This window comes from Embleya sp. NPDC005971 (assembly GCF_040629175.1).
GTDB lineage: Bacteria > Actinomycetota > Actinomycetes > Streptomycetales > Streptomycetaceae > Embleya.
Window position 1 is genome coordinate 1 of record NZ_JBEXUX010000128.1, and the last position, 12,162, is coordinate 12,162.

9 protein-coding genes and 1 pseudogene are annotated in these 12,162 nt (G+C 69.7%); 7 read left to right on the forward strand and 3 right to left on the reverse strand.

The features are described from left to right. Positions 1-340, forward strand: a pseudogene (locus ABZ374_RS47165) (hypothetical protein); the annotation flags it as partial. A gap of 116 nt (positions 341-456) precedes the next feature. Here the strand turns inward: ABZ374_RS47165 and ABZ374_RS47170 are convergent. Further along, entirely contained in the window at positions 457-2,172 is a 1,716-nt protein-coding gene (locus ABZ374_RS47170) for a SpoIIE family protein phosphatase (protein WP_360324633.1), read from the reverse strand. A gap of 366 nt (positions 2,173-2,538) precedes the next feature. Between ABZ374_RS47170 and ABZ374_RS47175 the strand changes: the two genes are divergently transcribed. Next, the gene (locus tag ABZ374_RS47175; RefSeq protein WP_360324636.1) at positions 2,539-3,399 is read left to right on the forward strand and encodes a carbon-nitrogen hydrolase family protein; all 861 of its coding nucleotides are present in this window, start codon (positions 2,539-2,541) and stop codon (positions 3,397-3,399) included. Positions 3,400-3,619: 220 nt separating this feature from the next. Here the strand turns inward: ABZ374_RS47175 and ABZ374_RS47180 are convergent, their stop codons facing one another. Beyond that, the gene (locus ABZ374_RS47180) at positions 3,620-4,618 is read right to left on the reverse strand and encodes a LacI family DNA-binding transcriptional regulator (protein ID WP_360324638.1); all 999 of its coding nucleotides are present in this window, start codon (positions 4,616-4,618) and stop codon (positions 3,620-3,622) included. A gap of 111 nt (positions 4,619-4,729) precedes the next feature. Between ABZ374_RS47180 and ABZ374_RS47185 the strand changes: the two genes are divergently transcribed. From ABZ374_RS47185 to ABZ374_RS47195, 3 genes are read left to right on the forward strand one after another with little or no spacing between them, the layout of a single operon-like run. Next, complete coding sequence (locus ABZ374_RS47185) at positions 4,730-6,358, forward strand: amidohydrolase (protein ID WP_360324641.1); 1,629 nt, start codon at positions 4,730-4,732, stop codon at positions 6,356-6,358. Further along, on the forward strand, positions 6,355-7,821 hold the full coding sequence (locus ABZ374_RS47190; protein ID WP_360324643.1) for an APC family permease: 1,467 nt from the start codon (positions 6,355-6,357) through the stop codon (positions 7,819-7,821). The genes ABZ374_RS47185 and ABZ374_RS47190 overlap by 4 nt, the downstream gene beginning before the upstream one ends. 1 nt (position 7,822) lies before the next feature. Further along, positions 7,823-8,452, forward strand: coding sequence for an urea carboxylase-associated family protein (locus tag ABZ374_RS47195; RefSeq protein ID WP_360324646.1), 630 nt, complete (start codon positions 7,823-7,825; stop codon positions 8,450-8,452). Positions 8,453-8,921: 469 nt separating this feature from the next. On the opposite strand, the gene ABZ374_RS47200 is transcribed toward ABZ374_RS47195, so the two are convergent. Next, positions 8,922-10,157 carry a serine hydrolase domain-containing protein gene (locus tag ABZ374_RS47200; RefSeq protein ID WP_360324648.1) on the reverse strand — a complete coding sequence of 412 codons (1,236 nt, stop codon included), beginning with the start codon at positions 10,155-10,157 and terminating at the stop codon, positions 8,922-8,924. Between the two features lie 585 nt (positions 10,158-10,742). On the opposite strand from ABZ374_RS47200, the gene ABZ374_RS47205 reads away from it, so the two are divergent. After that, a complete protein-coding gene (locus ABZ374_RS47205; protein ID WP_360324651.1) occupies positions 10,743-11,591 on the forward strand; it encodes an IS5 family transposase in 849 nt (282 codons plus the stop codon). Beyond that, the gene (locus ABZ374_RS47210) at positions 11,588-12,037 is read left to right on the forward strand and encodes a hypothetical protein (RefSeq protein WP_360324653.1); all 450 of its coding nucleotides are present in this window, start codon (positions 11,588-11,590) and stop codon (positions 12,035-12,037) included. Before ABZ374_RS47205 ends, ABZ374_RS47210 begins: the two co-directional genes overlap by 4 nt. Positions 12,038-12,162: the final 125 nt, after the last annotated feature.

Consider the following 12,162-nt stretch of genomic DNA (forward strand, 5'->3'; position numbering starts at 1 on the left):
GCCCCACCCGGACACCTGCGAAACGTTCCCACCCCACCTGCAACACCCCAGCCCACACCACCGGCCACACACCAACAACCACTGGGAAATCACAAAGGCCGTCGCGTGCGTCCACCAGATCCGCGGGCTGATCGACGCAGGACTGTCGACACGCACGTTGCGTTCGGTCATCCCGTACCTGGAGGGTGCCCTGACGCTGCCCCCGTCGCCCGGGCCGGAGTTGGTGGCGCTCCTCGGCAACGAGTTGGCGCAACTCGACGAACGCATCACCTGCCTAACCCGCAACCGCGACGCGATCCGGGACTACCTGACGGCATCGCGGCCCTCGCCCGAAGGGTGAACGAGCCGGTCGACGTTCGAGGCATCGCCCGATTCGCGCTCGACCACAGGGCCGAGCGTGCCTGCCACGTGCGTCGTCGCCCGTGCACACGCTGCTCGTTCCCTCCGGGGACCCATCTATCCCGGAGCGCTCCCGTGCCTTCGGTCCACCCGCTGCTCCGCCCAGATCGTCTTGCCGTCGGTTCCGAACCTGCAGCCCCAGCGTTCGGTGACCTGGGACACCAGGAACAACCCTCGGCCGCCCTCGTCGGTGCTGCGGGCTCGCCTGATGCGAGGCTGGGTGCTGCTGCCGTCACCGACCTCGCACACCAACAGGTCCTTTCCTCGGATCAGCCGCACCGTCATCGACTCGCCGCCGTAGCGGACGGCGTTTCCCGCCAACTCGCTGATCACGAGTTCCGTGGCGAAGACCTCCTCGTCGAGCCGCCATAGCGCCAGCTGCCCGGTCACCAGTGTGCGGATCTCGGGCACCGACTCCGCCCGTGCCGGGAAGACCCACCGGACCGTGCTCGCGGGGGATATCGAGCGCGTCCGAGCGCACAGCAGGACCACGTCCGTGGACTCGCCCTCGGGCGCGGTGTCGTCGACGATGTCCCGACACACGTCGGCGAGGGCGCGGCCCGTCCGGCACCGTCGACCGATCGAGCGCCGCAGTCGGCGCAGACCGGCGCCTGCCGCGTCACCATGGCGATCGAGGAACCCACTGCCGTGGAAGACGAGGACCGAGGAGGCCTGCAGTTCCAACTCCGCCGTCTCGAACGGGATGCCGCCCGCACCCAGGGGCGGACCGGGCGGGCGTTCGACCAGGGCCGGTTCACGGCCGGGGGCGACGAGCAGTGGGGCGTGATGGCCGGCGTCCGCGAGCACGCAGCGCGAGGTGACCGGGTCGTACACGGCATACACACACGTCGCGCCCACGGGATCCGCGCGCGGTTCGGCCTCCGCGCCCAGGCGCCGGACGAGATCGTCCACGTGGGTGAGCAACTCGTCCGGTTCCAGGTCGAGGTGGGCGAGGGTGAGCATGGCCGCCCGCACCCGACCCATCGTCGCGGTGGCGACCAGCCCCCGACCGATTGCCTCGCCGACGACCAGGCCTATGCGTGCCGACGAAAGGGGGATCACATCGAACCATTCGCCGCCGACCCCCGCCCCTTCGCCGGCCGGACGGTAGATCGCTGCGGTCTCGGCCGCGTCGGTGTCCGTGGTGCTCCGGGGCAGCAGCATGCGTTGCAGCCCGACCGCCGTGGCGTGCTCGCGCGTGTACCGGCGGGCGTTGTCGACGGCCAGTCCGCCGCGCGAGGCGATCTCGTGCAGGATCTCCACGTCGTCGGGATGCAGGTCTCGCGCCCGGTCCTGCCACACGGTGACCACCCCCAACAACCGTCCTCGCGCGAACAGCGGGGCGACGATCGCCCGCGAGACATGGTCGGGAACCATGCGCCGCGTCGGCTCGACACCGTGCCGCGAGGTCATGAACGCCCAGGCGTCCTCGATCACCACAACGTCCCCGGCCGTCAGGGCCGCGTCGTACGGGCCCATCGACAGTGACGGCAAGCGTCCGCCCGCCGTGATCATGCCTTCGGGCAGGTCGCCACACACCGCGAAACGCGCGATCGTCCCCTGCGGCGCGGGCGCCACACCCTCCGAGTCCTCCCCCATGACGACGGCCACGTACAGATCGACGGTCGCCGCTTTCCCCAGGGTCGGCACAATCACGTCGACGATGGCCTGCGTCGTCCGCCGCACATCCAGATCGGCACCGATACGCGCCGCAGCCTCGTACATCGACCGCACCCGCACGCGCAGCCGTCCAACCTCGTCCTCCGCGCCCATCGGAACACCTCCGGGTCCTGTCCACGGTACCCGCGCGGGCGACCCCAGCGCCCTCGGAACCGCTGCCCGCGGTCGATCGACCTCGTGGGGATCGGGCGGCGCCGGGAGGGAACTCCCGCAGGTCGTGAGGGGATGGCGTCTCGACCTTCTTGACACTCCACCAAAAACGATTTAGGTTCCGAGTGTCACGGCCCTGGCGCAAAGAGTGGTTTGCGAATACGGGGCGGGGACCGGTTCGGAAGTGCGCGGCGGTTCCCGTGCACGCACGGGGTCGGGTGTCGGCTCCGCCGACGAGGGACGGCATCCGGCGCGGCATTCGCCTCCCATTTGGCATCAGGTCCACCACCCACCGTTCGGGAGGCAGTCATGATCGATCGCAATGCGGGCGCACGGCGTCGAGCGGGCGACGGTCTGTGGGTCGCGATCCTCCAATCGCCGGGATCCCCCGGTGACCCGGAGACCAACCTCGTCGAACTCCGTCGGGCCGCCGAACGGGCCCGGCACCACGGTCTCGACGTCCTGGTCACACCGGAGATGTTCGTCACCGGCTACGACATCGACCGGCCGCTCGCCGATCTCGCGCGAGGCGACCTCCTCGACCCCGTTCGACGGATCGCGAGGACATGCCGGGTCGCCGTCGTCGTCTGCCTTCCGGAGATCGACTCGTCCGGCGAACGGCTGTACAACACGGCGTACTTCGTCGATTCCCACGGCGAGGTACGGGGTCGTCATCGGAAGTCGCATTTGTTCGGCGACCTCGACCGGCGCTTGTTCGAGCCCGGCGACAGGCCGTTCACGATGGTGGATTACCACGGCGTGAGGATCGCCATGATGATCTGCTACGACGTCGAGTTTCCGGAGAACGTTCGAGCCGCCGCGATCGCCGGCGCTCATCTCGTCGCCGTTCCGACCGCGCAGATGGAGCCGTTCGCATTCGTGGCGGACCACCTGATCCGTGTGCGCGCGTGGGAGAACCAGGTATACGTCGCCTACGCGAACCACTCCGGCAAGGAGCGTGGAACGACGTACGTGGGTGGGAGCAGCGTGGTCGGCCCGTCGGGGGAGGTGCTGGCGAGGATCGAAGCCGAGTCCGGCATGGCCGACGCGTGGATCGACACGACGGCCGTGGCGGCAGCCCAGCGTGCGAACCCGTACCTGCGCGACCGGCGTCCCGGGTTGTACCGGGCCTTGGTCGACCCTGTCCACGCCACGGGTCCGGAGGGATGACCCGTTCCTCGGCGGTCGGGGAATCCCCGCGGAGGGCGTCGTTCGGACGCGAGCGCGAGGCCGCCCGGTGGGGCGTCTCTCGGGGGGACGAGCCTGCGGGCGGGTCGTGGTCGACGTCTCGACCCGGCGTGTCGGTGCCCGTTCCCGGTCGCCTGCGTGTTCGACCGGGGATGCGCGGACGTCGCGACTCCCCCGGGTCGGTTCCGCGTGCCGCTCGTGTCTACGGTTCCGCCCGGGCCCTCGTGGAGCTGGCCCTGAGGTGGATCGCGCTGGGAACGGTGATCGGCTCGGTCACGGCCCGGGCCTGGATGCGCTCCATGAGCATGTCTATGGCCGCCGCCCCCAACCGGGTCGGGCGCGGGTCGACGGCCGTGATGGCGGGGTCGCTCAGGCGCGCGGTCGAGCCGTCGACGCCACCGACCACGAGGATGTCCTCCGGGACGCGCAGCCCTCGTTCCCGGCACGCCTGCAGTACACCGGTCGAGTATCTTTCCGCCGACGCGAACACGGCGTCCGGAGGCGCTTCGCCGTCCAGGAGTTCGATGGTCGCCCGGTAGGCGCTGAGTTCCAACGCCACGAGCGGCACCGGCGTGACGAGCCGTGCCCGCCCGTTCGCCCAGCACCAGGACTCGTAGGCGGCCCGGGTCTCCAGGGCCCACGACCAGGTCGACTCGGCCCACAGCAACACGATTCTCCGCGCCCCCGCGGCCTTGAGGTGATCCAGCAGGGCCACGGTGCTGGCGGTGGTGTCGGCGCGGACGTAGAACGGCCGGTCGGGACGACCGGCGTCGGGCTCGATGGTGACCACGGGCACGCCGACGCTTTCCAGGATGTCGATGCGGGGGTCCTCCTCGGACGGGTCGCAGATGATCACGCCGTCCAGACCCATCTGCGCCCATTCCTCGGCCGTCTCCAGGGGCGGCGGGAACACGAGGGAGTTGCCGCCCGCGAACGCCGCGCCGGCGCACGCCGACGCGATCTCGAGGTAGTAGTCGAGCCCGATCAGCTCCGCTTCCGCCGGCGAGCCGTCGGTCCGCGGAAGGATCAGCGCGACGGACTTGCGCGGCGTCCCGCGCAGATCCTGGGCCGCCCGGTTCGGGCGGTACCCCAGGGCGGCCGCGGCCTCTCGAACCCGTCGGCGGGTCTCGGCGTTGACCTCGCCCTTGTCGTTCAGGGCATGAGAGACGGTCGTGATGGACACTCCGGCGGTCTCCGCCACGTCTTTGATCGTCACTCGTTTTCCGGAACGCGCGGCCATCCGCACACCGTAGTCCATGGCGATTCGGCCGGACCCCTTCACGCCCAAATCGTTTTGGGCTACGGTCTGGCCATGCGAATCTCATCACTGCGCGACGGCGCCATCGTCAACGCGAACGTGCACACGATGGATCCGGCGCGTCCCGTCGCCGAAGCGGTGGCGTGGCGTGACGGCCGGATCACCCTGGTCGGCACATCGGCGGAGGTCCTGGCCTCCCGGCCCTCCGGTTCCCTCGTGGACGCCCACGGAGGGACCGTCACCCCCGGCCTGATCGACTCCCACACGCACCCGATCTGGGGCGCCGAGTTGGCCCGAGGCGCCGACCTCGGCGGACTGACGAGCTTTCGGGACGTGTTGGCCGCGCTGCGGGCCGAGGCCGACGCGACGGTCCGCAAAGGTGAACAGTGGGTCTTCGCCTGGAACCTGGACTACGCCGCGCTCGAGGGGCGGCCGATCCGCGGCGTCGACTTCACCGATGCCGTGCACGCCATGCCGACGGTGGTGATGTTCCACGACCTCCACACCGGCGTGGCGACGGACGCCGCGCTCGCGCACGCCGGCATCGACGGGAGCGAGACGTTCGCCGATCAGTCGGTCGTGGTCGTGGACGCCGACGGCCGGCCCACGGGCGAACTCCGCGAGCCCAGTGCCTACAAGCTGCTCCTGCGAGCGTGCCCGCAGGTGACCCGCTCGCAACTGCGGGAACACACCACGCGCGTGTTGCGCGACTTCGCCCGCACCGGGCTCACCGGGGGCGTGGTCATGGACGGGTCCCTCGACACCCTCGACCTGCTGGCCGAGATCGAGACGACCGAGGATCTTCCCGTCCGCCTGGACGTCGCCCTGTGGCACGAACCCGGGCGCGGGGACGACGGCGTCGAAGAGTTCGTCGCGCGACGGACCGACCGGGGGCGTCGATGGCGCACGGGCATGATCAAGCTGTTCCTCGACGGCGTCGTCGAGACGGGCACGGCATGGCTCTACGAGCCCGACACCTGTGGCCACAGCCACAAGTCCTACTGGACGGATCGAGAACGATTCGCGGACGTGGTGTCGCGATACGCCGCAGAGGGGTTCCAGATCGCCACGCACGCGATCGGCGACCGAGCGGTGGGGGAAGTCGTCGAAATGTATCGCAGGGTGGGCGTCCTCGCCGCGAACGGCGCCCCCCATCGGATCGAGCACATCGAGACGCTGACCGACGCCGATCTGTCCGGCATGGGTCGGCTCGGCGCCACCGCGTCGATGCAACCACTCCAGATGCAATGGCGCCGCCACGATCGGTCGGACAAGTGGTCGTCCCGCCTGGGCCCCGATCGCGCGTCCCGGGCGTACCGGACGAGGGACATGCTGGACCTGGGCATCCCGCTGGCACTCGGTTCCGACTGGCCGGTGGCGCCGTTCGACCCCCGTGTCGGGATGGCCTGGGCACAACTGCGGCGCCCCCCGGGCCTCGCCGGCCGAGCGGTCTTCGAACCGCATCAAGTCCTGCGACCCGCCGAGGCCCTGCACGCCTACACGGTCGCGGCCGCGAAGGCACTCGGCGACACCTCGCGCGGCCGCGTCGTCGAAGGCATGGCCGCCGACCTCACCTGCTTCGGCGGCGACCCCCTGCGGGTCCCCGCCGACGAACTGCCGGAACTGCCCGTGCTCGCCACCATCGTCGACGGCGGGTGCTCGTTCGGAGAGGAAAGACCATGAACGATCCCGCGCGGGAACCCTCGAAGGAACTGCGGTCCGATGCGCTCGGCATGTGGGATCTGGTGTTCTTCGTCGTCGCGGCGGCCGCGCCGCTGGCGGTCATGTCGGGCGTGGCGCCACTCGCGATCCAGTTCGGGGGCATCGGAGCACCGGGCGGCTATCTGCTCGGCGGCATCGCGATGTTCGTATTCGCGGTCGGCTTCACCGCGATGACCCGGTACGTCCCCAACCCCGGTGCCTTCTACGCCTACATCTCGGAGGGGCTCGGCCGCACCGTCGGCGGAGGCGCCGCCTTCGTGGCGCTCGCCTCCTACATCCCCATCGCCGTCGGCTTCGTCCCCGCCATCGGCGTGTTCGCCCAGCAGAGCGCCGAATCGGTCTTCGGGCTCCACGTGCCCTGGGGTGTGTGGGCGGCGATCGGCGGCGCGATCGTCGCGATCCTGGGTTATCTCAACGTGACCCTGAGCGCCAAGGTCCTGGGAACGATCCTCGTCCTGGAGGTCCTGGTCCTCCTCGTCTTCACCGTGCCGGTCGTCGTCCAAGGCGGCGCGGAAGGGCTCAGTCTCGACGGCTTCAGCCCCGGAAACATCTTCGCGCCGGGCGTGGGCGGCCTGTTCGTCCTCTCCTTCGGGGCCTTCCTGGGATTCGAGTCGACCGCCATCTACCGCGGCGAGACCAGGGACGGCACCAGGGCGGTACCCAGGGCGACGTACATCGCGGTCGGCTTCCTGGCGGTGTTCTACTCCCTCGTCGTCTGGGCCGTGATCATGTCGTTCGGCGAATCGAAGGCCGTCGAGACGGCCGACTCCGATCCGGCCGACATGTTCTTCGTCGCGATGACGCAATGGGTGGGCAAACCCGTCAGCGACGCGATGCACCTGCTCCTGGTGACCAGTGCCCTGGCTTCCGTACTCGCGGTGCACAACGCCTCGGCCCGGTACCTGCACGCTCTCGCGCGCGATCGCGTACTGCCCCGCGTCCTCGCCAGGACCGACCCGAGGACGCACTCGCCCGCCAACGCGAGCCTGCTCGTCACGGCCCTCACCGTCCTGGGCGTCGGCGGCTTCCAACTGTTCGGAGCCGACCCGTACCTCCAGACGTTCCTGTGGCTCAACGGCATCGGCATCGCCGGAATCATCGGGCTCCAGGTCCTGTGCTCCATCGCGATCATCGTGTTCTTCGCACGCGACTCCCACGGCGTGGGAATCGTGCGACGGCTCGTCGCGCCCACCGCGGCCGCGCTCGCGCTCACCGCGGCCCTCTACCTCATCGTCGAGAACTTCTCCGTCCTCACCGGAGCCGGGACGGCCACCAACACCGTCCTGCTCCTCGTCGTACCTGTGGCCTTCCTCGTCGGCGCGGCGGCAACGCGGCGCGCGAGGCGGGTTCGCCACGAGCCGCAACCGACCCTTTCGCTCGACAACCGGCTCGCGCCGGCCCCGGGCCGAACCGAGGGAGCGTGAGATGCACGCCTACTACACAGCCGGCGACGACACGAATCCGACTCGACGCGTGATCGTGCCCGCGGGCCGGGGCACCGCGGTCGACGTCCGTCGCGGGCAGACGCTTCGTGTCGTCAACACCTCCGGCACACAGGTGGTGGATCTCTGGGCTCACACGCGAGACGAGCCGGGCGAGTACCTGGGCCTCTCGCAGTGCAGGGAGGTGCTGCAGCGGATCCACTTCCGACCGGGGGACACACTGTCGACCAATCGCTACCGGGCCTGCCTCACCGTCGTCGACGACACCTCGGGCATCGACCACGACACCCTGATCGCGCCCTGCCGGACCGAGACGTACCTCAACGTCGGCCTCCCGGGGACCCATCGGAGCTGCACCGCCAATCACGCACAGGCGTTGCCTCGGTGGCCGCCCGCCGACCCGCCGCAGCCTTGGAACCTGTTCATGACTGCGGAGGTGGAGCCGGGCGGGAGGATCGTCTACAGGCGGCCGCCGTTCCATCCGGGGATGTACGTCGAATTGCGCGCGGAACTGGATCTGCTGCTCGTCGTGTCCTCCTGTCCCGACGACCACTACCCGACCAACGGCGGCGACGGCTCGCCACGGGACTTCGAGATCCTCGTCGACCCCTGACCATCGCCGCTCATCCACCGAACAGGGTGACCGCGTCCCATCCTCCCCGGCGTTCCCCTCGCGGCCCAAGGCGTCGACGCCGTAAGGGCGGTCGTCGGCCGCACGCACGGCATCGACGGCGGTCTGTTGCCCGGCCGCGACACTGCGGGTGGGTGCGGAAGAGCCGGACGACGTTGTGGAGTCGGTCAGGAGCCGGCTCGTGCCGCCGGGCGCCCACCGCTTGCGGCCCGAGCATCCGCGGAGCGCCTCCGCACGGGATCGGCCGGGCACCCGCCGCCGGGCCGAGGCAAGCGCTGCGATCGCCGGGGCCGCCAGCGGTGCTGTTCGGGCAATGGGCCGATGGTGAACGTCCGCACCCGTCCGGTCGGCAGGGACGTCACTCCCGGCGATGCCCGAACCGTGCCGGACGACGGTCGGGAGGCACACCGTGCGTGCTCGGCCCGTCCGTTGTCCGGCGGCGGCGTGGGTGCTACTTGCCGCAGAAGACCTTTTCGATCAGTGCGCTGTCGGCTGCCGCCTGGGCGTCCTGATCCCGATCGGTGCCGAAGGGCGTGTATGACAGGGCCAGTTGGCGGTCGGAGTTGCCCCAGAGCTGGGTGGAGTAGCCGAAGATGCCGCCGTTGTGTCCCCAAACGGTCGTGCAGGACAACTGCAACCGGGCCAGGCCCACGCCGTAGCGGGGTACGTCCGGCGTCGTGCTCGTCGGGACCGCGTCCTGCATCTCACGCATCTGCGCCGGCCGAAGCAGCCGGCCGGCCAAGAGGGCGCGGTGGAAGCGAAGAAGGTCGTCCGTGGTGGAGATCATCTCCCCGGCGGCGCCGCCCCAGGAGGGGTTGATTCGTGTGACGTCCATTGCCTCGTCCGGGCCCAGGTACCAGTAGGCACGCGCGTGTATTCCGGGGATACGGGTGGAGGTGCCGGGGAATGACGTCTGCCGCATGCCCAGCGGGCGCAGGATCCGACGGTCGATCTCCTGCGCGTACGTGCGGCCGGTGATCTTTTCGATCAGCATGCCGGCGAGGACGTAGTTGGTGTTGGAGTAGGCCCAGCCGGCGCCGGGTTCGAAGTACGGTGCGTGTCCCGAGCCGGGTATCTGCGGGTCGCCGACCGCCGCGACGACGATCTGCCGGGGTGTGTACGTCCGTACGAGTCCGCCCTGCGCGACCCAGGTGCGGAAGGCTTCGGGGGAGTCGATGTCGGGGAAGAGGCCGCCCGGTTCGTTGGTGGGGTCCCACAGGCCCGAGGTGTGCTTGAGCAGTTGGCCCACCGTGATCGTCGAGTCCTTGCCCGCGACCTCCGGCAGCAGGCCGGGCAGGTGACGGGCGACCGGATCGTCCAGGCCGAGCCGTCCCTCACCCACGAGTTGCAGCACCGCCGTCGCGACGAACGTCTTCGTCACACTGCCGATCCGGAACCGCCCGTCCGCACGCACGGACGCACCGGTCGTGCGGTCGGACACCCCGACGCCCGCGCGCCGGGTGCCCTCGGCGTCGTGCACGGCGGCGATGGCCGAGACCGCCTTGGCCTCGGTCAACGCGCCGAGGGCCTGCGTCCAGGCAACCGCCTCCGGCCGGGTCGGGGCCGAGACCGACCGGCCGCTCGCGACGCCGACCTCATCGGCGGCGGCCACCGGCACCGCGACGGCCAGGCACAACGAGGCCGCCACGGCACAGGTCAGATTCCGAAACACGGTGCGCGCACTCACACGTGTCTCCTTTCAGAGGCAATCCACGGGGGCGTCGATCGGGATATCGACGCCCCCATCGTGGCCGCCTCGGCAGGGCCCCACATCCTTCGACATCCGTACGACCAACTGGTCCACTGGGTCCATCCACCCGGCCCTGAGGTGCGAACTCGCCTCGTCGCAAAGGAACGTTCGACGGATTGCGCCCACCGCACTTCTCTGGACCCACCGCCGCACACCGTCGTCGATCAATATGAACCAACCGGACAAGGCCGACCGGCTCCGGCCGGGCGTGATCGACACCATCGACGCCGAGGCAACCACTCATGCGGTCCTACCTTGTTGGTGGGTTGGACGGTCCGTCGTAAGGTCCAGAGGCCCAGAGACTCCGGGTATGGCTTTCACGCGGTTGCCCTCGATGGTTCCAGGCACCTGGCCGCCCGGAGTCTCGCGGCTACTCGACCACTGATTAGGAGTTGCGAGCACCCGCGCGTGCATCTCTGAGAGGGCGGTCTGTGAGTCTTTGATGAGTTCTGTCGCCACCTGATGGTGTGGACGGGGGCGGAATCCGTCGGCCCGCGGCTGCTGATCTGTTGGTGTGATGATGTGAGTGAACGCAAGCCGTACCCAAGTGACTTGTCGGACGAGCAGTGGGCTCTGATCGAGCCGGTGATCACCGCGTGGAAGGGCCGGCACCGCTCGGTCAGCGGCCACGAGAACGCCTACGCGATGCGGGAGATCGTGAACGCGATCCTCTACCGGGGCCGGACCGGCTGCCAGTGGGCCTACCTCCCGCACGACCTGCCGCAGAAGAGCGCGACGTACTACTACTTCGCCGCCTGGCGGGACGACAGAACCGACCAGGTCGTCGACGAACTCCTGCGCTGCCAGGTCCGCGAGAGGGCCCGCCGATTGGAGGACCCGACCCTGGTGGTCCTGGACACCCGGAGTGTCCACGCCGCCGCCGGGGTCCCCACCGCGACCACCGGCCTCGATCCGGCCAAGCGAGTGTCGGGCCGCAAACGCGGACTGGCCGTGGACGTCCTCGGCCTGGTGATCGCCGTGGTCGTCGTCGCCGCGAACACCCACGACAACGCCGCAGGCATCGCCCTGTCGGACCAGGTCGCCGAGCACACCGGCGGCACCGTCCGCACGGCGCTGGTGGACCAGGGCTTCAAGAACCAGGTCGTCGCGCACGGCGCCGGCCCGGGCATCGACGTCGAGATCGTCGAACGCAACCCGCAGCAGAAGGGGTTCGTCCCGCTGCCCAAGCGCTGGAGGGTCGAGCAGACCTACGCGATCCTGATACTGCACCGGCGCCTGGTCCGCGACTACGAGCACCGCCCCGCCTCCTCCGCCTCCCGCGTCCACTGGGCGATGACCCACGTCATGGCCCGCCGCCTCACCGGCACGAACACCCCCACCTGGCGCGAACCGCAGGCGGTGGCAGCGTGAACATCGAGCCCCTGCTCGACGCACTCGGCCTCCAGGAGGACGCCGCCCGCGCACTCGCCGACGAACTACGCACCCAGATCACACACTTGCAGAGCCGGCCGACGGACGCCGAGACCCACCTCGAACACCTCGCGATCACCCGCAGGACCGTCACCGCCCTCGCCGACCGGATCCCCACACAGAGCGCCTCACCCGACCTGCCCGACCACCCGGACTACCCCCGCATCCTCAACGTCCGCAACGACGCCGACAGCCCACTGCGAGCCCAAGACGTCTGCGAAGCACTCGACCACGAACCCCTCCCGAAGAACATCGAAGGCACCCGCGCCAAGCTGAAACGCCTGGTCAAGCTCGGCCTCCTCACCGAAGTCGACACCGGCAGCTTCGCCACGAAGCAGCAGCCGACAGACCCCGCAACCACCAGCCCCGCTCCAGCCTCACCCTGAAACGGACATCAATTCACGAACCGTCCTCTCAGTGGGCGTTTAGCGGTGGATTTCGACGTTAAGTCGGCCTGTCCTCGATCACGTTCGATCCAGCTTGCGGCATAAGCCCCACTCTTCAGTGACAC

Excerpts from the sequence above, each read along its gene's own strand:
- ABZ374_RS47170 (WP_360324633.1), bottom strand. The coding sequence starts at position 2,172 with ATGGGCGCGGAGGACGAGGTTGGACGGCTGCGCGTGCGGGTGCGGTCG.
- ABZ374_RS47175 (WP_360324636.1), top strand. The coding sequence starts at position 2,539 with ATGATCGATCGCAATGCGGGCGCACGGCGTCGAGCGGGCGACGGTCTG.
- ABZ374_RS47185 (WP_360324641.1), top strand. The coding sequence starts at position 4,730 with ATGCGAATCTCATCACTGCGCGACGGCGCCATCGTCAACGCGAACGTG.
- ABZ374_RS47190 (WP_360324643.1), top strand. The coding sequence starts at position 6,355 with ATGAACGATCCCGCGCGGGAACCCTCGAAGGAACTGCGGTCCGATGCG.
- ABZ374_RS47195 (WP_360324646.1), top strand. The coding sequence starts at position 7,823 with ATGCACGCCTACTACACAGCCGGCGACGACACGAATCCGACTCGACGC.